The sequence below is a fragment of the Dietzia cercidiphylli genome (genome assembly GCF_039531545.1).
GTDB lineage: Bacteria > Actinomycetota > Actinomycetes > Mycobacteriales > Mycobacteriaceae > Dietzia > Dietzia natronolimnaea.
Map to the genome: position 1 here is coordinate 1 of NZ_BAAAQG010000011.1, position 19,526 is coordinate 19,526.

The window sequence follows — 19,526 nt, forward strand, 5'->3', positions numbered from 1 at the left end:
TCAACAACGACGGCACGCTCCGCGCAGCGGCCTGACCCCCGACGCACTAACGGAGATACCCACTAGCTTCATCGTCAAGAGCGTTCCGCACACATCCCCCGAGAGAGGGGTGAGCGGAACGCTCTTTTCGTTGGGCGGGCCGGCGCCGTCGGGCGGGCCGGAGCCGTTGAGCGGGCCGGCGCCGCTGAGCGGGCCGGCGCCGTTGGGCGGGCCGGAGCCGCTGGGCGGGCCGGACCCGTCGGGCTACCCGGACCGGTCCAGGTAGCGCAGGGCCACGAGCGTCGACTGCTCGGCCACCTTGAGCAGGAACGGCGTGACGTCCTGGTAGATGTGCTGCGTGATGGCCTCGGCGGACGCGCCGGGACCCAGTTCCTCCCGGGCGGCCACGATCTGCTCGAGCCGGTCCCGCCGGTGGCGGGCGAGCACCTGGGCTGCGCGCGCGGTGTTGTCCACGTCCGGCCCGTGCCCGGGGACACCCACGACACCGTCGGCGCGGGCGGCCAGCAGGTCGAGGCTCTCCAAATAGTCGCCCAGGTCGCCATCGGTCGAGTCCAGGACGGTCGAATCGCGGCCCAGGATCGTGTCTCCGAGCACCACGCAGTCCGCGGGGGCGGTGAACCCGGTGCCTGCGGGCCGTACCTCGAGGCTGACCGAGTCCACGGTGTGCCCGGGCGTGGCCAGCACGATGATGTCCAGCCCGGCGGCGTGGATCTCCTCGCCGTCGACCAGTGGCCCGGCGTCGCGGCAGTACCGCTCCCCGATCGCTCGGACCGGCGCGCCGGTCAGCGCGCGGAGGTGGTCGATCCCGTCGGTGTGGTCCCCGTGACGATGGGTGACGACGACGAGCTCGATCTCCCCCACGATGGCGGCGATCCGCTCGGCGTGCGCGCGATCGTCCGGACCGGGATCCACCACCACGGCGGTGGGCGATCCCGGGGCCCTCAGCACGACCGTGTTGGTCCCCTCGAAGGTCATCTCCGAGGGGTTGTCGCAGAGGATCACGCCGGCCAGGTCGGTGACGGGGCGCAGCGTCTCGTACGCGGGGAACGTGATCGGGGCCAGACCGCCGGACGTCGCCATGGTCCGTCCCTAGCCCTCGACCTCGACGATGAGCTCGACCTCGACGGGCGCGTCGAGCGGCAGCTCGGACACCCCGACGGCGGAGCGGGCGTGGACGCCGGCGTCGCCGAAGATCTCACCCAGCAGGTCCGAGGCGCCGTTGATCACCGCGGGCTGGGCGTTGAAGCCCGGCGCCGAGGCGACGAACCCGACGACCTTGACGATCCGCACCACCGAGTCGATGCCCACCAGGCCGTCGACCGCGGCGAGCGCGTTGAGTGCGCAGGTCCGGGCGAGACCGGCGGCCACCTCCGGCGCGACCCCGGCGCCGACCTTGCCGGTCGCGGCGAGGGCACCGTCGACCATCGGCAGCTGACCGGAGGTGTAGACGTACGCCCCCGTCCGCACGGCGGGGACGTAGTTGGCCAGCGGGGTGACCACGGTCGGCAGGTCGATCCCCAGCTGCTCCAGCTTGCGGGTCCAGTAGCCGCCGCCCTCGCCCTCCGACATCAGAGCCGGCGCTTGAGGTAGGCGACGTGCTGCTCGCCGGTGGGCCCGGGCAGCACGGAAACGAGCTCCCAGCCGTCACTGCCCCACTGGTCGAGGATCTGCTTGGTGGCGTGGGTGAGCAGCGGGACGGTCGCGTACTCGAACCGGGCTGCGGTGGATTCGCTCATGCCCCCACTCTAGGGAAGTCGAGAGCAGCCCGCGCGCGGTGGTGGAAGCGCTTAGTCTGGAATGCATGCCGTCCACCGACAATCCAGGAACGCAGGCGACACGAACCCAGGGGACACAGTCGACGAGGGCGACCATCGCCGACCAGCTGTCCACCGGCTGGTCCGACTCCTCCGCCCGCGCAGATCTCCACTACGTCTCCGGGAAGGGGGGAACGGGCAAGACCACGGTCGCCACCTCGCTCGCGCTGGCACTGGCCTCCACCGGCAAGCGCGTGTTGCTGGTCGAGGTCGAGGAACGCCAGGGAATCTCCCGGATCTTCGACCGCGCCCCCCTGCCGTACCGCGAGGAACTCGTGGCCCGGGTGGACGGCGGCGGCAAGGTGTTCGCGCTGGCCATCGACATCGAGGCCGCGATGCTCGACTACCTCGACACCTTCTACCACCTCGGGGTGGTGGGCAAGGTGATGAAGTCGGTGGGCGCGATCGAGTTCGCGACCACCATCGCCCCCGGTCTCAAGGACGTGCTCCTGACCGGCAAGATCTACGAGGTCGTCACGCGCCAGCACGCCAAGAAGGAGGTCGTGTACGACGCCGTGGTGGTGGACGCCCCACCGACGGGCCGCATCGGCAAGTTCCTCGACGTGACCACCGCGATGGCCGACCTGGCCGCCGGCGGGCCCATCCGCCGCCAGGCCGATGCCGTCTCCGAGCTGGTCCACTCCCCGCAGACGGTCGTCCACCTGGTCACCCTGCTCGAGTCGCTACCGGTCCAGGAGACCATCGAGGCGATCGAGGAGCTGCGTTCCCACGACCTCCGGGTCGGCCAGGTGATCATCAACCGGGCCGAGACCAGGCACCTCGACGACGCCGCGCTCCAGCGGATCGCCGAGGAGGACATCGATGCGGAGGCGGTGCTGGCCGGGCTCGAGGAGACCGGTGTGGAGCTCGACGACGAGGGCCTGCAGGGGCTCCTGGTGGAGGCCATCGAACACGCCCGCGTCGCCCGCGGCCAGCTCGCGGCCGGCGAGACCCTGACCTCGTCCGGCTGCCCGACCCTCGTGCTGCCGGCCCTGCCCAACGGCGTCGAGGTCGCCGACCTGTACGACCTCGCCTCCGCCCTCGCCGATCAGGGAGTGCACTGACATGACTCGTCGTCTCGACATCACCGGAATGCTCACCGACCCCGCGACCCGTGTCGTGGTCTGCACCGGCGCCGGCGGCGTGGGCAAGACCACCACCGCCGCCGCGGTGGCCCTGCGTGCGGCCGAGCTCGGCCGCGACACCGTGGTGCTCACCATCGACCCGGCCCGGCGCCTCGCGCAGGCGCTGGGCATCGACAGCCTCTCCAACGAGCCGTCCCGGGTGGACCTGGGACCCGAGCACGCGGATTCGGACGGGTCGCTGCACGCGATGATGCTCGACATGCGTCGCACGTTCGACGAGCTGGTCACCGCCAACACCACGCCCGAGAAGGCGCAGTCCATCCTGGACAACCACTTCTACAAGACCATGGTCACCTCCTTCGCCGGCACGCAGGAGTACATGGCCATGGAGAAGCTGGGCCAGTTGCTCGACGACTCGACGTGGGACCTCGTCGTCGTCGACACCCCTCCCTCCCGCAACGCCCTCGACTTCCTCGACGCCCCGCGCCGACTGGGCGCGTTCATGGACAGCCGTCTCATGCGGGTGTTCGCGGCGCCCGGTCGCGGGGTCGGCCGGTTGATGACCGGCGCCATGAGCACGGCGATGCGGGGGGTCTCGGCCGTCGTCGGCTCGTCCATGCTCAAGGACGCCTCCGAGATGGTCGTGGCGCTGGACTCCACGTTCGGTGGATTCGCCACCCGGGCCTCGCGCACCCAGGCGATCCTGCGCCGCAAGGGCACCGAGTTCCTGGTGGTCTCGTCCGCGGAACGTCCCGCCCTGCGCGAGGCCGCGTTCTTCGCCGAGCGGCTCTCGGAGGAGGAGATGCCGCTCGCGGGGGTCGTGATCAACCGCACCCACCCCCGGCTGACCGACCTCACGGCCGAGCAGGCGTGTGCTGCGGCCGACCGGTTGGCGGGGAACCCGGAGGCCGAGGCGGTGCTGCGGATCCACGCCGACCGGGCCGGCACGGCCAAGCAGGAGGTCCGCCTGCTGGAGTCGTTCACCGACACCCATCCGGACGTGCGGATCGTGGGCGTGCCGTCGTTGCCGTTCGAGATCTCCAACCTGGAGGCCCTGCGCTCGGTCGGCGACCAGCTCTGCGGGTGACCAGCTGTCCCGGCGACCAGCTCTGCGGATGACCAGAGCGGCCGGACGGTCATCCGGGTGACCGGACCCGGTGATACGACGCGACCCGCGGCGGGAGCCGCGGGTCGCGTCGGTGTCGGGGTACGGGGCCGATCAGGTGACGTCAGTAGATGACGGTGTGCCGCTCGATCTGCTGGGCGAAGAAGTCGGCCCAGGACCGTACCTCGGGATGCTGCTTGAGCAGAGCGCGGCGCTGACGCTCGGTCATCCCGCCCCAGACCCCGAACTCGACGCGGTTGTCCAACGCGTCGGCCCGGCACTGCAGGAGGACCGGGCAGTGGCGACAGATGGAGGCCGCCTTGCGCTGCGCGGCGCCGCGAACGAAGAGCTCGTCCGGGTCGATGTCCTTACACCGGGCCTGGGCGACCCATTCCTGGCGCCCCTCCCCGATGATCGTCTCCTCGGACCCGAGGGGATTGCTTGAACCGGGGCGGACCCCGGCGTCGTCGGTGCGGGAGGTCCCGGGAAGGGTGGCCGTCATCGATGTACCCCTGTCTGTGTGGAGTCGCGGACGGGTTGCCGTACACGCCTCCGGCCTTCTGGACCCACCCGGCGCGGCGGGCCCACGGTGTCCACGGGAGCCTCTCGGCCGTGAGTGCCGTCGGACCACGACATCATCCGGGTTCGAAACGTCCCGCGCTCCCTCATATTGTTACCGTAGTCACACAACAGAAGTAAAGAGTCGTGTGCTGCGGACGCCTCACGGGGTGGCGGGACAGGGGTGTTCACGTACTCTGGCCCCGTGTCGGCTATGAGTTCGCTGGGAAAGCTGGTCGCGACCTGTGTCGCGGCCGGGGTGGTGGCGGCCGGGTCGTTGTTCCCGATCGCCGGGGCGGCGGGGCTGGCCTCCAACAAGATGGCGGACTCGCTGTCCGGGACCTCGGCGGACCTGATCAAGGGTGATCTGCCGTCCATCTCCACGGTCACCGACTCCGAGGGGACGCCCATCGCCTGGTTGTACGACCAGCAGCGGGTGGTGGTCCCGAGCGAGGAGATCTCGCAGAACATGAAGCTGGCGATCATCGCGATCGAGGACCGCCGGTTCGCCGACCACAACGGTGTGGACTGGCGGGGCACGATCCGCGCGGCGCTCACCAACGCCACGTCCGGGGACGTGCAGCAGGGCGCCTCGACGATCGATCAGCAGCTGGTCAAGAACTACCAGTTCCTCGTCTCCGCGGAGAACGACGCGGAACGCCGCGCGGCCGTGGAGACCACACCGGCGCGCAAGATCAAAGAGATCCGGATGGCGCTCACGCTGGACAGCGAGATGAGCAAGGACGACATCCTCAGCAAGTACCTCAACCTGATCTCGTTCGGCAACGGTTCCTTCGGGGTCCAGACCGCGGCCCAGACCTACTTCGGCGTCGACGCCTCGGAACTCACCGTGCCGCAGTCCGCCATGCTCGCGGGGATGATCCAGTCCACCAGCATGTTCAACCCGTACGCCAACCCCGAGGACACCAAGAACCGCCGCGACACCGTCATCGACACCATGGTCCAGACCGGCGCGATCACGCCGGCCGAGGGCGCGGCCTACGCCGCCGAACCCCTCGGTGTGCTGGAGCGGCCCAACTCGCTGCCCCGTGGCTGCATCACCGCCGGTGACCGGGGGTTCTTCTGCGACTACGTGCTGGACTACCTGGACCAGAACGGCCTGAGCCGGGAGATGGTCCAGCAGGGCGGGTACACCATCCGCACCACCCTGGACCCGACCGTCCACGACTCGGTGCAGCGGTCGCTCAACACCTACGGCAACCCGACGGGCCAGGGCGTGGCCGAGGTCATGAGCGTCGTGCGCCCCGGCCGGGAGTCCCACAAGGTCGTGGCGATCGCCTCGAGCCGCCAGTACGGCCTCGAACTGGGCGACAGCCAGACCGTCCAGCCGCAGCCGTTCTCGCTGGTCGGCGACGGCGGGGGGTCGGTGTTCAAAGTCTTCACGGTGGCCGCGGCCATGGAGAAGGGCATGGGCACCAACACCAGCCTGGCCGTCCCCCGCCGCGTCCAGGTCTCGGGCCTGGGCTCCGGCGGCGCGCGCGGGTGCCCGCCCGCCCAGTACTGCGTGGAGAACGCCGGGTCGTACCCGAGTTCCCTGTCCGTCGCGGACGCGCTCGCGCAGTCGCCCAACACGACCTTCGTGAACCTCATCAAGGACGTGGGGGTCGCCCCCACCGTGGACATGGCGGTGCGGCTCGGTATGCGGTCGTACGACCGCAAGGGGACCGCGGCGGACGGCGACTCGATCGCCGGGTTCATCAAGAAGAACAACCTCGGGTCGTTCACCCTCGGGCCCACGGCCGTCAACGCTCTGGAACTGTCCAACGTCGGCGCCACCCTCGCCTCCGGCGGGATGTGGTGCCCGCCGAGCCCCGTCGAGTCGATCACCGACCGCACCGGCAAGCCGGTCGAGCTGAGCGAGCCGGGGTGTGAGCAGGTGGTCGAGCCGGGGCTGGCGGACACGCTCTCGGTGGCCCTGTCCAAGGACCACGTGGGGGCCGGCACCGCCGCGGGCGCCGCGGGTGCCGCGGGGTGGAGCCTTCCCATGTCGGGCAAGACGGGGACGACCGAGGCCAACCGCTCCTCCGCGTTCCTCGGCTTCACCAACCACTACTCCGCCGCCGTCTACGCCTTCAACGACGGCACCACCACCAGCGAGCTGTGCACCAGCCCGCTGCGGCAGTGCTCGTACGGAAACCTCTTCGGCGGTCTCGAGCCGGCCAACACCTGGTTCTCCGCGTTCGCCCCGATCGCCCAGATCTACGGCCCGGTCCAGCTGCCCGCGCCGGATCCCGCGTTCCAGGCGGGCACCAGCGGGGCGGGGACACCCGATGTCGAGGGGATGAGCCAGTCGGCGGCCACCTCCCTGCTCACCGGAGCCGGATTCGTCGTCAACACCCAGTTCGTGTCCGGCACCGGACGCCCCTACGGGACGGTCGTGGGACTCGACGGCGGGACCGGCATCCCCGGATCCCAGATCACCCTCCGCGTCTCCGACGGTTCGGGCGGCGGTGGCGGTGCCGCGGCGCGGGGCACCGACGGCCAGGGCGCGTCCGGACCGGGGGCCGCGATCGGCGACGAGCCCGTCGTCCTCAACGTCCCCGGGCTCGCACCGATCACCATCTCGCCCCCGAGGTAGTCGCCGCGGCCGGGGAGGGTTCCCGCAACCGCCGGTAGAGTGAAATGATGCAACGCCCCTCACGTCGGCCCCAGAGCACCCCGTCGAGTCCCTCCGCCCGCGCGGCGGCCGTCCTCGCGGGGGCGGTCGTGGCCGGGACCGTCTACGCCTCGGGGTGGGAGCGCAACGCGTTCACCGTCCGACGCCACTCGCTCCCCCTGCTCGCGCCGGGGTCGGAGCCCCTCAAGATCCTGCACATCTCGGATCTGCACATGATGCCCGGCCAGAAGCGCAAGCAGGACTTCCTGGCGGCACTGGCGCGGCTGGAGCCGGACCTGGTGCTCAACACCGGCGACAACCTGTCGGACGTGCGCGCGGTGCCGTCGGTCGTGCAGGCGCTCGGCCCGCTGCTCGGCCGGCCCGGGGCGTTCGTCTTCGGCTCCAACGACTACTACGCCCCGGTGCCCAAGAACCCCCTGTCCTACCTCGGGATCGGCCGGAAGAAGCACTCGTCCGTCCCGCTGCCGTGGCGCGACCTCAAGGCGGCGTTCTCCGAGCGGGGCTGGGTCGACGCCACCCACCGGCGTGCGGAGATCGTCGTGGACGGCCGGCGCGTCCTGGTGGCGGGCGTCGACGACCCCCACATCGGTCGCGACCGCTACAGCGAGATCGAGGGACCCGCCGGGCCGGCGTTCGACCTGCGGATCGGGCTGGTCCACTCCCCGGAGCCCCGGGTACTGGACCGTTTCGACGCCGACGGGTACGACCTCGCGGTGGCGGGCCACACCCACGGCGGACAGCTCTGCCTGCCCACGGGGGCGATCGTCACCAACTGCGGCATCGACCGCTCGCGGGCGCAGGGCCTGTCCGCGTGGGGCCGGAACCTGGTCCTGCACGTGTCCGCCGGACTCGGGACCTCGCCGTACGTGCCGGTCCGGACGTTCTGCAGGCCCGAGGCCACACTTCTCGAACTGGTCGCCGGACCCGGCGGTGGCGGAGACGACGCGACGGTGCCGGAGACGCCTCTGCGCGAACGGGTGCCGCTGCCGGCCTGACCCGGTTTCGCGAATCACCCCGGTTTCGCGAATCACCCCGGTTTCGCGAATCACCCGGCGGGGCGCTAGAGTATCCCTCGTTGTCACCGGGGTGTGGCGCAGCTTGGTAGCGCGCTTCGTTCGGGACGAAGAGGTCGTGGGTTCGAATCCCGCCACCCCGACAATGCGAGGTCCCGGGCCGTTCACGGTCCGGGACCTCGGTCATTTGCGTCCCCTGACGGTCCGATTCCGGCCGCGCTACCGGTGCACTTCGGCGTGGACGATCCGTAGAGTCGTGTCATGACCTCCCAGACCGACGTCCAGAACGCCGCGGCCCCGGGGGCGGCAGCCCCCCAGACGACCCACACGGGCCATCCCCACTACGGCCGCATCACCACCACCGGCCAGGGGGACCCCGCCCTCGCCGCCGGGCTCCAGAAGGTCCTCGACGGCCGCTGGGCGGACGCACGGCGGATGACGCGCGAGGCCATGACCCCGGACATGCTCAACCCGATCGGGGTCACTATGGAGGAGCACCGCGCCCACGTGCTCGACCAGATGAGGCGCCTGGCCGACTCGGGCATGCCCGGGCTGGGGTTCCGCACCGAGGACGGCGGCACCGGGGACACCGGTGGGGCGTTGACCTCCTTCGAGATGCTCGGCCACCTCGACCTGTCCCTCATGGTCAAGGCCGGCGTGCAGTGGGGTCTGTTCGGCGGGGCGATCGCCAATCTCGGCGACGCCGAGACGCGCGGGAAGTACCTGCCGGGCGTCATGTCCCTGGACCTGATGGGCTGCTTCGCCATGACCGAGCTCGGCGGCGGGTCGGATGTGCAGAACCTCGAGACCACCGCCACCTTCGACACGGAGACCGGCGAGTTCGTCGTCCACTCCCCCACTCCGAGTTCCGAGAAGTGGTACATCGGCAACGCGGCCCGCGACGGTTCCATGGCCGCGGTGTTCGCGCAGCTCATCACCCACGCCGAGAACGGCGAGGAGCTCCGCCACGGCGTCCACTGCCTGTTGGTGCCGATCCGGGACGAGGCCGGGAACGACCTGCCGGGGGTCACCACCACCGACCACGGGCACAAGGGCGGACTGCTCGGCGTGGACAACGGCAAGATCATGTTCGACCACGTCCGTGTTCCCCGTGAGGCGCTCCTCGACCGGTTCGGTGCGGTCGACGCCGACGGACAGTACTCGTCGCCCATCGACTCCGTCGGTGCCCGCTTCTTCACCATGCTCGGCACGCTGATCCGCGGCCGGGTCTCGGTGGGTGCGGCCGCCGGTGCCGCGGCCCGGACCTCACTGGCACTGGCGGTACGGTATTCGCTGATCCGCCGCCAGTTCGACCACCCCGCGACGGGCAAGGGCATCCCGCTGCTCGAGTACCGCGAGCACCAGCGTCGACTGATGCCGCGGGTGGCCCGCGCGTACGCCTACGCGTGCGCCCAGAACGCGATCGTCGCCGAGCTCCACGACTTCGAGAAGAACCCGGAGGCGTTCGACGCCGAGCGACGCCGCGAGATGGAGTCCCACGCCGCGGGGATCAAGGCCACCGTGACGGGCTTCGCCAACGACACCATCATCGAGGCCCGTCTGGCCTGCGGTGGGGCCGGGTACATGGCCGAGAATCTGCTCACCGAGATGCGCGCGGACTGCGACGTCTTCTCGACGTTCGAGGGCGACAACGTGGTGCTGACGCAGTTGGTGGCCAAAGAGCTGCTCGGCGCCTACGCCGCGGAGTTCGGGGACATGGACCAGCGCGAGACCGTGGCCTTCGCCCTCACCACCGCGGTGGACGTGGTGCAGGAGAAGGCCCGCGCGTCGACGCTGTGGCAGAAGCTCATCGACACGGTGACGGACCGGGAGAACACGGACCTGCTCGACCGCGCCAACCAGCTGGAACTGCTGGTGGACCGCGAGGAGCACCTGTTGGAGACGGTCGCCCGCCGCCTGCGCAAGGCCCAGGGCGAGGACGGCTCGGCGGCGTTCAAGGTGTTCAACTCGGCGCAGGACCACATGCTGCAGGCCGGGCGCGCGCACATGGACAGCTGGGTGTTCGCCCGCTTCGCCGAGGCCGTGGACGCCTGCGAGGACCCCGAGGCCAAGGAGGTCCTGGGAACGCTGTGTGACCTCTACGTCCTGGACATCGTGGACCGCGACAAGGGGTGGTTCCTCGAGCACAACCGCCTGACGACCGAGCGCACAAAGGCCGCGACCGCCGCCCGCAACCGCCTGTGCACCAAGCTCGCGGGCAAGGCGCGGACCCTGGTGGACGCCTTCGCGATCCCCGAGTTCGTCTTCGACGTCCCGATGCTCACCGACGGCGGGGTGGACGCCCCCCTCGAGACCACGTCGGGAGCCGACGAGCGCGGCTGACGGGCCGCTGACCGCAGATCCCGGCCGCCACCGCGGCGCACAGGGCCACCGCGGCCAGCACCGCGGCGGCCGTCCACGCCACGGTGGGGGAACCACCCAGCAGGACCGCGTCGAGGGCTGCGGTGGCCTGGCCGGTCGGGGTACCCGACACCGCCGTCAACGCTGCGGTCGGTGCGCCTCCGGACACCCACACCCACCAGGCGACCCCGATCGAGGCGGCCGCCGCGAGCAGTCCCGCGACGCGGCCGGGCCAGGTGCCGAGCACGACGGTCAGCGCGTGCCACAGGGTCGACGAGGCGACGACGACGAGGAGGATCAGGCCCACCACGGCGGCCGCGGTCGCGGCGGTCGGCGCATCCGCCGTGGCGAGGGCCCACGCGGACAGGCCCGCGGAGAGCACGGCCAGGGCGAGCACCGGTTCGGTGATGCCGGAGCCGGGCCGGCGGACCAGGGCGACGAGCAGGGCACCGAGCACCGCCGCCGCGGCCAGGGCGAGGATCCCGGCCGAGGTGCGGCGCTGGGTGTCGTCGGCGGCCTCCGCGGCGGCGGCCCCGGCGTCCCCGCGCTCCGCCGCCAGGGCCCGCCCGGCCCGGCCGATCGCGTCATCTGTCCGCTCCGCGGACCCGGCGACCCCGGCGGCACCGTCGCGCAGTTCCCCGGTCCCGGCGGCGAGCTCGGCGGCCCCGTCCCGCAGCTCGTGGGAGCCGCGGGTCACCTGGAACACGCCGTCCCGCAGGGGCGCGCCCGGGGCGGAGAGCTGACGGGCGAGTTCGTCGGCCCCGCCCTCCAGGGCGTCGAGTCCGTCGAGGGTGCCCTGCCCCATCCCCTGGGTGGCGAGCTGCTGTTGCAGCCCGGTCAGCGCCTCCCGGGCCCGGACCACCTCGGGGGCGTCGCCCTGCAGGCGCCCCAGCGCGTCGTCGATCGCCGTCGAGACCTGTCCCTGGATCACCGCCACCCCGCGCACCGCTCCGACGACCTCCCGCACTCCCCCGGCGACCTCTGTCGCACCGGAGCCCGCCTGACCGATCGCGGACTGGAGTTGGTCCATCCCGTCCGCGAGCTCGGCGCCACCCGCCCGCATCTGCTCGGCGCCGTCCGCCAGCTCGGCCGAGCCGTCACGGAGTTGTTCCGCCCCCGCCCTGGTGAAGGTGGACTGGGCCGAGGCGTCGGCGAGCGCGGACTGCAGCGGACCACCCGCGCCGGCGCGGTCGGCGTCCCCGTCCGGGGCGGGGCCGACGGCAGCCCACAGCGCCGCCAGGACCAGCGGCAGGATCACCACGACCAGCGCGAGGGCCCGCCTGCCGGGGCCCGGGCCGCTGGGCGCCCCGCCGACCGGCTCGTCGACGGGCTCGTCGACCGGGTCGTCCAGAGGTTCGTCCGCGCGGTCGGCTGCACTGGGGGTGGGGGGCATGCCGTGGATGGTAGTGACGTGGCGCACTCGTTCCCGCAGGTCATTCGGCATGCCCCGGAATCCTGCCCGAATCCACCCCGGCGGACAGTGTTAGCCTGGCCCGGCGGGCTCGGTACCCACGGGTCTGTTCCGACGCCCATCTCGACCACCTCCGGAGCCAACGGCACGTGACCCTGACCCTCGCCCTCGCAGTGGCCTTCGGCATCGCGGCGATCTCACCGTTGCTGGCCCGCACCATGGGGCGGGACGCGGGATGGCCGCTCGCGGCGCTGCTCGGCGGCCTCGCCCTGTACATCTGGTTCGCCGTCCCCGTCGACACCGTCTCCACGGTCGCGTGGATGCCCGCGTTGGGCGTCGAACTCCGCCTGTCCCTCGACCCGCTGGCCCGCGTGTTCACCATGATCGTCCTCGGGATCGGGGCCGTGGTGATGGCCTACTCGTCCCGGTACCTCGGGCGCGGTGGCGGTCACGGCGGGTACTACGGCCTGATGACGCTGTTCGCCGCGTCGATGCTCGGGCTGGTCCTGGCGGACGACGTCGTCCTGCTGTTCGTCGCGTGGGAGTTCACGACCCTGTGCTCCTTCTTCCTCATCGCGCTCGCCGGCCCCAAGGGGACGCAGCCCGCGGTGCGGACGCTCCTCGTCACCGTCGCGGGCGGGCTCTGCCTGCTCACCGCCGCGGCGCTCATGGTGGTCCGCACCGGCACCACCGTGCTGTCGGAGATCCTGGTCGATCCGGTGTGGTCGACTGACCCCGGCTTCGCCACGGTGATCGCCGTGCTGATCGCCATGGCCGCGTTCACCAAGTCCGCGCAGTTCCCCTTCCAGGCGTGGTTGCCGGACGCCATGGTCGCGGCGACGCCGGTCAGCGCGTATCTGCACGCGGCCGCCATGGTCAAGGCCGGCATCTACCTGCTGCTGCGGTTCTCCGAGGCACTGCACGACGTCCCGGTGTGGAACCTCCTCCTCATCACCTGCGGCATGACCACCGCCGTGCTCGGGGCCGTGTTCGCCATGCAGCGGGACGACCTCAAGGAACTGCTGGCCTACTCCACGATCAGCCAGCTGGGCTTCCTGGTGGCGACGATCGGCGTCGGCACCCCGGCCGCCATGGTCGCCGCGATCGTGCACACCATCGCCCACGCGCTGTTCAAGTCGTCCCTGTTCATGTTTGTGGGAGTGGTCGACCAGCAGACCGGCACCCGGGCCATGAGTGGTCTCCCGCGGCTCTACCGCATCATGCCCGGCACGGCGATCGGCGTGGGCCTGGCCGCGGCGTCGATGGCGGGGTTGCCCCCGCTGCTGGGCTTCGTGTCCAAGGAGTGGATGTTCAAATCCATGCTCGACGCGCCGGGAGCCGCGTGGACCGGGCCCGCGCTCGGTGCCCTGGCCGTGTTCGCCGCCACCTTCACCTTCGCCTACTCGGCACGCTTCCTGCTCGGCGGGTTCGTCACCCACGGCCCCCCGGCGGGGCCGGGCCCCGAGCCGGTACACAGCACCCCGGAGACCATCGAGGCGCCCCACGCCACGTTCTTCCTCCCCGCCGCCCTGCCCGCGGTGCTGGGGCTGGTGCTCGGATTCACCGGGTTCCTCCTCGAACCCGCTGTCGCGGCAGCGGCCCGCGCCTCCCTCGGCGAGGGATACAAGGCGGATTTCGGTCTGTGGCACGGGTTCGCGCCCGAGTTGTTCATGTCGATGGCCGTGATCGCGTTCGGCATCGTGCTGGTCCTGGTGCGCAATCCCCTGGACCGCTTCCTCGACCGTGAGCTCGCCCCCATCACCGGGGTGGCGACGGTCGACGCGCTGCGCCGCTGGGCCATCGCGGGCGGGGCGCGCGTCGGCGACGTCACCCGGACGGATCGGATCTCCCGGCACGTCTGGGCCGTCCTCGTGGTGCTGGTCGCCCTGGCCGCCGTGGGTGTGGCGGTCGTCCGCCCCGAACCCGAGGTGGGCTCACCCGTCCGGGCGGAGGACTGGGTGGTGGTGCTACTGCTCGTGGTGGGGACCGCAGCCATGGTCATCTCCCGCTCCAGGGTCGGCGCCGTCGCGAACGTCGGGATCGTCGGGTTCGCCATGGCGCTGTGGTTCTTCACTCTCGGTGCGGTCGACGTGGCTTTGACCCAACTCCTCGTCGAGGTCCTCACCGTCGTCGTCATCGTCCTGGTCCTCCAGCGACTCCCCCCCACCTTCCACATGGTCTCCCGCTCACGCATGCTCGTCAGCGCGGCCGTCGCGATCGTGATCGGCCTGGCCTCGGGCGCGGCGGTGTGGGCCATGACCGGTCGCCGGGAACTCTCCGATGTCGGGCGGTACTTCCTCGACAACGCGGAGGAGGACACCGGTGGCATCAACGTGGTCAACACCGTCCTGGTGGACTACCGAGCGCTGGACACCCTCGGCGAACTCACCGTGCTCGGGGTGGCCGGACTCGCGGTGGTCCTGGCTCTGCACGCCAGGCGCACCCTGCCCCGTCGCCAGGTGCGTCTCTCCGTCCCCTCGAATTCGCCGCTCCTGCCCGCCGAGGACAACGGGGTCTTCCTCCGCACGTTCGCCCGGGTACTGGGCCCCCTGATCGTGTTCCTCTCTCTCTACTTCCTCGTGCGCGGCCACAACGCCCCCGGCGGAGGTTTCAACTCCGCGCTCATCGGCGGCGCCGGGATCGCGATCTACTACCTGCGCGCGCCGAGCGACGAGGCGGCGCGGATCCGCGTGCCGTACGTCGCGGTCATCGCGGCCGGCGTGATCATCGGGGTCCTCACGGGCCTGGCGGGCTTCGCCGACGGCTCCTTCCTCCTGCCGCTGCACGCCTACCTCGGTGACGTGCACCTCACCACCGCGCTGGTCTTCGACGTGGGCGTCTACCTGGCCGTTCTCGGCGTGGTCATGGCCGCGATCGACAAGCTCGGCGGGGACGACCGGAGCGACGAACCCGCCGTGCCGCCCCCGCCCCCCGGCCCGGGCGCGGAGGCCACCGACCCCGCCACCACCGAGGACGCGGAACCGGTCCTCGACGCGGCCGACAACCGGGAGGTACAGGCATGACCCTCGCGATCTCCGTCGGCGTCCTCATGGCCGGCTTCGTCTTCCTCGTCCTGCAGCGCGGGATGGTCCGGCTGATCCTGGGGTTCATCCTGCTCAGCCACGCCGCGCACCTCACGCTCATGGCGGCCGGCGGGGCGTCCCGGCGCGAGGAACCACTGGTGTCCGACCCCGACCCGTCGCTCACGGCCGACGGTCTGCCGCAGGCGTTCGTGCTCACCGCCATCGTCATCGCGTTCGCCATCACGATCTACCTGCTCGTGCTGGCGGTGATCGGCGGGGACGACGACGACACCGACGTCGGCGATCTCGACCACCTGGACCTCCTCCCGGAGATCCCGGGGGGCGCCCACCCGGAGGACCCGGAACCCGACGAGCCGACGAACCACGACGCGGAAGGGGCCCACCGATGATGCTGGAGTCCGCCCTCACCCTGTTCGTCGCCGTCCCGTTGTTGGCGGCGGGCCTGCTCGTCGCCGTCGCCTCGCGGACGCGCCTGGTCCTGTCGGTCCTCTTCGTCGTACTCGTGGCGCAGCTGGCCGCGGCCGTCGCCACCGTGCCGTGGGTGTCGGACGGGTCGGTCGTGGTGCACCAGGTCGCGCTGTGGGCCCCCGGGGTGGCCATCCCGTTCGTGCTCGACATGTTCTCCGCTCTCATGCTCACGGTGACGAGCCTGTTGACGCTCACGTGCGCGGTCTTCGCCGTGGCGGCCGGGGAGGCGTTCAAGCGGTTCTACCCGCCGTTGGTCCTGCTCGTGACCGCCGGCGTCAACGGGGCCCTGCTCACGGGGGACCTGTTCAACTTCTTCGTCTTTGTCGAGGTCATGCTTTTGCCCTCGTACGGGCTCATGATGATCACGCGGTCCGGGCGGGCGAGCGTGGCCGGGGTCGCCGCGTCGCGGCTCTACATCTCGGTCAACCTGCTCGCCTCGACCATCCTGCTGATCGGCGTGGCCCTGATCTACGGGCTGACGGGGACCGTCAACATCGCCGAACTCCACGGGGCCGCGTCCGAGGACACCGCTGTGGCCGTGGCCACCGCCCTGGTGCTCTTCGCGCTCGCCATCAAGGCCGCCGTGGTCCCCGTGCACGGGTGGTTGGCGCGGGCGTACCCCAAGATGTCCCCCGCGGTGACCGCGATGTTCTCCGGACTGCACACCAAGATCGCGATCTACGCGATCTACCGCGTCTACGCGGTGATCTTCGACGGGGACTCCCGCTACCTCTGGGTGGGCGTGGTCGTGTTCTCGGCCACCATGCTGATCGGCGTCCTCGGCGCGGTGGGCGAGGCCGCCCCCCGCTCGATCCTCGCGTTCCACATGGTCAGCCAGATCGGCTACATCCTGCTCGGGGTCGCCCTGTTCGGCCCCCTCGGGCTCACCGCCGGCATCTTCTATCTGCTGCACCACATGATCGTCAAGGCCGGGCTGTTCCTGGCGATCGGCGCGATCGAGGTGCGCTACGGACCCAGGCGGCTCGGGCAGCTCTCGGGACTGGCCAAGACCGAGCCCCTCATCGCGATCGCGTTCTTCGCCTCCGCCATGTCGCTGGCCGGGATCCCGCCCTTCTCCGGCTTCGTGGCCAAGCTCAGCCTGATCATCGCCGCCCTCGACGCCGGGCAGATCGCCGCCGCGGCCGTCGCCGTGGCGGTGAGCATCCTCACCCTGCTGTCGATGCTCAAGATCTGGACGGGGATCTTCCTCGGCGAACCCACCGCCACCGACTCCCGCACGCTCCCGGAGGGTCTGGACCCCGCCTACTCCGATGCCCCGGGGATCCCCGACGGCCGGGACCGCGCCGGGCTCGACGCGACCGGTGACGCCGCGAGCGGTGGCGCCGCGACCTCCACGGTGGCCACCGCCACGGCGGCGGCCGGGCCCCCCGATACCGTCATGGTGCCCCCGGGTCGCCGGATCGGTCTGGCACTCGCGGCGCCCTCGCTGGTGCTCGCCGCGGTGACCCTGACGCTGGGACTGGGTGGTCAGCTGCTGCTGGAGTTGTCCGGGACCGCGGCGGCCAACCTGTACGACCCGACCGGATACGTTCAGGCGGTGCTGGGATGACAATCGCCACTCGGAGGAGTGCCACGTGGACCTGGCCGTTGCGGATCCTGTGGTTCCTGCTCTGGTTTCTCTGGCAGCAGACCACGACCAGCGCGAAGGTCGTCCGGGACGCCTTTCTGCCCCACGCCGCGATCACGCCCGGGTTCGTCCGGTACTCCACCCGGTGTCGCACCGAGCTCGAGGTGACCGCCTTGTCCGCGCTGATCACCCTGACGCCGGGGACGTTGACCCTGGGCGCAGATCACCCCGGGGAGGGTGGAGAGTGGGAGATCGTGGTCCACGGGATGTATTTCACAGATCCCGACGATCTGACGACCTCGATACAGAGTATGGAGAACCACATGCTGACCGCGGTCCGGAGAGAGGGGTTCATCCGATGATCGTCGTCGACATCGCGATCATCCTCGTCGGGATCGCCGCCGTCATGTCCTCCTACCGCATGATCCGTGGACCCCACGCCGGGGACCGGGCGATCGCAGCGGACCTGCTCTTCTTCGCGTTCATCGCTCTCCTCGCCCTCGTCGGCGTCAGGGTGGACAGCCCCTTCGTCTACGACCTCGTCCTGGTGGCGACCCTGGTGGGCCTGGTCTCCGCTCTCTCCCTGGCCCGGCTGATGTCGGGAGGTCGGCGATGAGCTGGGAACTGGTCGCGACCGTCCTGGGATCGGTCTCCATCGTGACGGGTTCCGTGGTGTTCCTCGGTGGCGCCGTCGGTCTCCTGCGGTTCCCGGACCTCTACGTCCGGACATCGGCGATCGGTGCGGCCGCCGGACTCGGGCTGGTCTTCGTGATCGTCGGCGCCTTCCTGCTGCACCCCACCTGGGACGCGGCACCCAAGCTGGCGGTGGCCGCGCTCCTCCAGTTCGCCTCCTCCGCCATCGGCGCGATGTACATCGCCCGCGCCGGGTTCCTCTCCGGTGCCGCACCCACCACGGCGACCCTGTATTCGCAGATCAGGTTCACGGCCGACGCCCCGCCCCATGACCCGGAGGAAGCTCGTGATGAGTGAGCCGCGCGATCTCCCGGACGATCCCGGGGGGCCACCGACCGACGCCACGGGTTTCGCCCTGGTCGACGAGCATGCCGACGAGGACAACACCTACGGCGAGATGAGTCTGGACGAGGCGACCCGGCGGTTGGCCCGGCTCCGCTCCCGCGGCGATCTGCGGGCGGCCTCGCGCCTCATGGCATCACTGCCCGACCAGGTCGTGGTGGACATGTTCGAGCGCAGTGCCGACCGGGACAGGGCCGTCGCGTTCCGGCTGCTGCCCAAGGGGCGCGCACTGGTGCTGTTCGAGGCCCTCGACGCGCCGGTTCAGTCCGAGCTGCTCCGCGGGCTGCGCGAGGAGCAGGTCGCCCACCTCTTCGAGGAACTCGACCCCGACGACCGCGTGGCGCTCATGGACGAGCTCCCGGCGTTCGTCGCCACCCGCCTCCTGCGCGGTCTGCCGCCGGAGGAGCGCGCACTCACCAACGAGATCCTCGGATACCCGGCCGGTTCCATCGGCCGCAGGATGACGCCGGAGTTCGTCTCCGCCCGACCGGAGATGACTGCGGATCAGGCGCTCGACAGGGTCCGCGCCCGGCTCGTCGACGTCGAGACGATCTACACCATCCCCGTCGTGGACCAGGGACGCCGCCTCATCGGCGTCGTCGGACTCCGGTCCCTCATGGGCGCGGATCCCGACACCCTCGTCGGGGACCTGATGAACGACGCCATCTCGATCCACGCCCGCGCCTCCGAGGAGGAGGCCGCCCGCCTGAGCGCGGACGAGCGCGTGATAGTCCTGCCGATCACCGACGAGGAGGACCGCCTCGTGGGCATCCTCACCGTCGACGACGCGCTGCGGATCCTCGAGGACGCCGAGACCGAGGACGCGGCCCGCCAGGGTGGTGCCGAGCCGCTCCGTCGGCCGTACCTGTCCACGCCCGTCCGGTCCATCGTCCGCTCCCGCGTGGTGTGGCTGCTCGTGCTGGGGTTGGGCGCCGCGCTCACCGTGCAGGTGCTCGCGGTGTTCGAGACGACGCTCGAGCAGGTGGTGGCGCTCTCGCTGTTCGTGCCGCTCATCATCGGCACCGGCGGCAACACCGGCAACCAGGCGGCCACGACGGTCACCCGCGCGCTGGCCCTCGGCGACGTGCGCCCCCGCGACGCCCTGCGGGTCCTGGTGCAGGAGGTGCGGACCGGGTTCATCCTGGGTCTGGCGCTCGGCGGGGTGGGGTTCGTCGCCGCGGGGTTGATCTTCGGATTCGACTTCGGGATGGTCATAGGGTTCACACTGCTGGCGCTGTGCACCATCGCCGCCACGGTGGGCGGGCTCATGCCGCTGCTCGCGCAGGCCGTCAGGGCGGACCCGGCGGTGTTCTCCAACCCGTTCATCACGACGTTCGTCGACGCGATCGGGTTGATCGTGTACTTCCTCATCGCCCGCTCGGTGTTGGGGTTGTAGTGGTGCAGGG

The 19,526-nt window shown here is 71.1% G+C and carries 17 protein-coding genes and 1 tRNA gene; 13 read left to right on the forward strand and 5 right to left on the reverse strand.

Translation table 11 applies throughout. The features are described 5' to 3' along the window. Positions 1–243: 243 nt before the first annotated feature. The 3 genes from ABD250_RS12030 to sp36 are packed head-to-tail and all read right to left on the reverse strand — an operon-like array spanning position 244 to position 1,736. Positions 244–1,080, reverse strand: a complete 837-nt coding sequence (locus ABD250_RS12030; RefSeq protein ID WP_344392496.1) for an MBL fold metallo-hydrolase — start codon at positions 1,078–1,080, stop codon at positions 244–246. A 9-nt stretch (positions 1,081–1,089) separates the two neighbouring features. After that, on the reverse strand, positions 1,090–1,569 hold the full coding sequence (locus tag ABD250_RS12035; RefSeq protein ID WP_182657974.1) for a RidA family protein: 480 nt from the start codon (positions 1,567–1,569) through the stop codon (positions 1,090–1,092). Beyond that, the gene (gene sp36, locus ABD250_RS12040; protein WP_182657975.1) at positions 1,569–1,736 is read right to left on the reverse strand and encodes a Sp36 family protein; all 168 of its coding nucleotides are present in this window, start codon (positions 1,734–1,736) and stop codon (positions 1,569–1,571) included. Before sp36 ends, ABD250_RS12035 begins: the two co-directional genes overlap by 1 nt. A 65-nt stretch (positions 1,737–1,801) precedes the next feature. Between sp36 and bagA the strand changes: the two genes are divergently transcribed. Further along, positions 1,802–2,878, forward strand: coding sequence for an ATPase BagA (bagA, locus tag ABD250_RS12045; RefSeq protein ID WP_241730491.1), 1,077 nt, complete (start codon positions 1,802–1,804; stop codon positions 2,876–2,878). A 1-nt stretch (position 2,879) separates the two neighbouring features. After that, positions 2,880–3,986 carry an ArsA family ATPase gene (gene bagB, locus ABD250_RS12050; RefSeq protein ID WP_179524408.1) on the forward strand — a complete coding sequence of 369 codons (1,107 nt, stop codon included), beginning with the start codon at positions 2,880–2,882 and terminating at the stop codon, positions 3,984–3,986. Between the two features lie 142 nt (positions 3,987–4,128). Here bagB and ABD250_RS12055 read toward each other — a convergent pair whose 3' ends face one another. Further along, complete coding sequence (locus ABD250_RS12055) at positions 4,129–4,506, reverse strand: WhiB family transcriptional regulator (RefSeq protein ID WP_170114850.1); 378 nt, start codon at positions 4,504–4,506, stop codon at positions 4,129–4,131. Positions 4,507–4,776: 270 nt separating this feature from the next. On the opposite strand from ABD250_RS12055, the gene ABD250_RS12060 reads away from it, so the two are divergent. From ABD250_RS12060 to ABD250_RS12075, 4 genes are all read left to right on the forward strand, one after another. After that, entirely contained in the window at positions 4,777–7,161 is a 2,385-nt protein-coding gene (locus ABD250_RS12060; RefSeq protein ID WP_182657977.1) for a transglycosylase domain-containing protein, read from the forward strand. 47 nt (positions 7,162–7,208) lie between these two features. Then, positions 7,209–8,195 (forward strand): metallophosphoesterase, encoded by a 987-nt coding sequence (locus tag ABD250_RS12065; RefSeq protein ID WP_182609467.1) that lies wholly within the window; start codon positions 7,209–7,211, stop codon positions 8,193–8,195. An 87-nt stretch (positions 8,196–8,282) separates the two neighbouring features. Then, a tRNA-Pro gene (locus ABD250_RS12070) sits at positions 8,283–8,356 on the forward strand. Between the two features lie 118 nt (positions 8,357–8,474). Then, positions 8,475–10,556: an acyl-CoA dehydrogenase family protein gene (locus ABD250_RS12075; RefSeq protein ID WP_182657976.1), complete on the forward strand. Its 2,082-nt coding sequence runs from the start codon at positions 8,475–8,477 to the stop codon at positions 10,554–10,556. On the opposite strand, the gene ABD250_RS12080 is transcribed toward ABD250_RS12075, so the two are convergent. Continuing rightward, complete coding sequence (locus ABD250_RS12080) at positions 10,495–11,967, reverse strand: hypothetical protein (RefSeq protein ID WP_344392503.1); 1,473 nt, start codon at positions 11,965–11,967, stop codon at positions 10,495–10,497. The two genes, ABD250_RS12075 and ABD250_RS12080, sit on opposite strands and share 62 nt — an antisense overlap. A 167-nt stretch (positions 11,968–12,134) precedes the next feature. Between ABD250_RS12080 and ABD250_RS12085 the strand changes: the two genes are divergently transcribed. The 7 genes from ABD250_RS12085 to mgtE are packed head-to-tail and all read left to right on the forward strand — an operon-like array spanning position 12,135 to position 19,516. Beyond that, positions 12,135–15,008, forward strand: a complete 2,874-nt coding sequence (locus tag ABD250_RS12085; protein WP_182658615.1) for a DUF4040 family protein — start codon at positions 12,135–12,137, stop codon at positions 15,006–15,008. Then, positions 15,005–15,418, forward strand: coding sequence for a sodium:proton antiporter (locus tag ABD250_RS12090; protein WP_182658614.1), 414 nt, complete (start codon positions 15,005–15,007; stop codon positions 15,416–15,418). The genes ABD250_RS12085 and ABD250_RS12090 overlap by 4 nt, the downstream gene beginning before the upstream one ends. Further along, positions 15,415–17,067 carry a monovalent cation/H+ antiporter subunit D family protein gene (locus ABD250_RS12095; RefSeq protein ID WP_182658613.1) on the forward strand — a complete coding sequence of 551 codons (1,653 nt, stop codon included), beginning with the start codon at positions 15,415–15,417 and terminating at the stop codon, positions 17,065–17,067. The genes ABD250_RS12090 and ABD250_RS12095 overlap by 4 nt, the downstream gene beginning before the upstream one ends. Further along, the gene (locus ABD250_RS12100; protein WP_179524401.1) at positions 17,064–17,447 is read left to right on the forward strand and encodes a Na+/H+ antiporter subunit E; all 384 of its coding nucleotides are present in this window, start codon (positions 17,064–17,066) and stop codon (positions 17,445–17,447) included. Before ABD250_RS12095 ends, ABD250_RS12100 begins: the two co-directional genes overlap by 4 nt. Continuing rightward, a complete protein-coding gene (locus ABD250_RS12105) occupies positions 17,444–17,701 on the forward strand; it encodes an MrpF/PhaF family protein (protein ID WP_179524400.1) in 258 nt (85 codons plus the stop codon). The genes ABD250_RS12100 and ABD250_RS12105 overlap by 4 nt, the downstream gene beginning before the upstream one ends. Then, the gene (locus tag ABD250_RS12110; protein WP_182658612.1) at positions 17,698–18,075 is read left to right on the forward strand and encodes a cation:proton antiporter; all 378 of its coding nucleotides are present in this window, start codon (positions 17,698–17,700) and stop codon (positions 18,073–18,075) included. Before ABD250_RS12105 ends, ABD250_RS12110 begins: the two co-directional genes overlap by 4 nt. Beyond that, positions 18,068–19,516 carry a magnesium transporter gene (gene mgtE / locus ABD250_RS12115; protein WP_182658611.1) on the forward strand — a complete coding sequence of 483 codons (1,449 nt, stop codon included), beginning with the start codon at positions 18,068–18,070 and terminating at the stop codon, positions 19,514–19,516. Before ABD250_RS12110 ends, mgtE begins: the two co-directional genes overlap by 8 nt. Positions 19,517–19,526: the final 10 nt, after the last annotated feature.

What these genes read in the sequence shown, in the direction of transcription:
- ABD250_RS12030 (WP_344392496.1), bottom strand. Translation starts at nt 1,080, where the DNA reads ATGGCGACGTCCGGCGGTCTGGCCCCGATCACGTTCCCCGCGTACGAG.
- ABD250_RS12035 (WP_182657974.1), bottom strand. Translation starts at nt 1,569, where the DNA reads ATGTCGGAGGGCGAGGGCGGCGGCTACTGGACCCGCAAGCTGGAGCAG.
- sp36 (WP_182657975.1), bottom strand. Translation starts at nt 1,736, where the DNA reads ATGAGCGAATCCACCGCAGCCCGGTTCGAGTACGCGACCGTCCCGCTG.
- bagA (WP_241730491.1), top strand. Translation starts at nt 1,802, where the DNA reads ATGCCGTCCACCGACAATCCAGGAACGCAGGCGACACGAACCCAGGGG.
- bagB (WP_179524408.1), top strand. Translation starts at nt 2,880, where the DNA reads ATGACTCGTCGTCTCGACATCACCGGAATGCTCACCGACCCCGCGACC.
- ABD250_RS12055 (WP_170114850.1), bottom strand. Translation starts at nt 4,506, where the DNA reads ATGACGGCCACCCTTCCCGGGACCTCCCGCACCGACGACGCCGGGGTC.
- ABD250_RS12060 (WP_182657977.1), top strand. Translation starts at nt 4,777, where the DNA reads ATGAGTTCGCTGGGAAAGCTGGTCGCGACCTGTGTCGCGGCCGGGGTG.
- ABD250_RS12065 (WP_182609467.1), top strand. Translation starts at nt 7,209, where the DNA reads ATGCAACGCCCCTCACGTCGGCCCCAGAGCACCCCGTCGAGTCCCTCC.
- ABD250_RS12075 (WP_182657976.1), top strand. Translation starts at nt 8,475, where the DNA reads ATGACCTCCCAGACCGACGTCCAGAACGCCGCGGCCCCGGGGGCGGCA.
- ABD250_RS12080 (WP_344392503.1), bottom strand. Translation starts at nt 11,967, where the DNA reads ATGCCCCCCACCCCCAGTGCAGCCGACCGCGCGGACGAACCTCTGGAC.
- ABD250_RS12090 (WP_182658614.1), top strand. Translation starts at nt 15,005, where the DNA reads ATGACCCTCGCGATCTCCGTCGGCGTCCTCATGGCCGGCTTCGTCTTC.
- ABD250_RS12095 (WP_182658613.1), top strand. Translation starts at nt 15,415, where the DNA reads ATGATGCTGGAGTCCGCCCTCACCCTGTTCGTCGCCGTCCCGTTGTTG.
- ABD250_RS12100 (WP_179524401.1), top strand. Translation starts at nt 17,064, where the DNA reads ATGACAATCGCCACTCGGAGGAGTGCCACGTGGACCTGGCCGTTGCGG.
- ABD250_RS12105 (WP_179524400.1), top strand. Translation starts at nt 17,444, where the DNA reads ATGATCGTCGTCGACATCGCGATCATCCTCGTCGGGATCGCCGCCGTC.
- ABD250_RS12110 (WP_182658612.1), top strand. Translation starts at nt 17,698, where the DNA reads ATGAGCTGGGAACTGGTCGCGACCGTCCTGGGATCGGTCTCCATCGTG.
- mgtE (WP_182658611.1), top strand. Translation starts at nt 18,068, where the DNA reads ATGAGTGAGCCGCGCGATCTCCCGGACGATCCCGGGGGGCCACCGACC.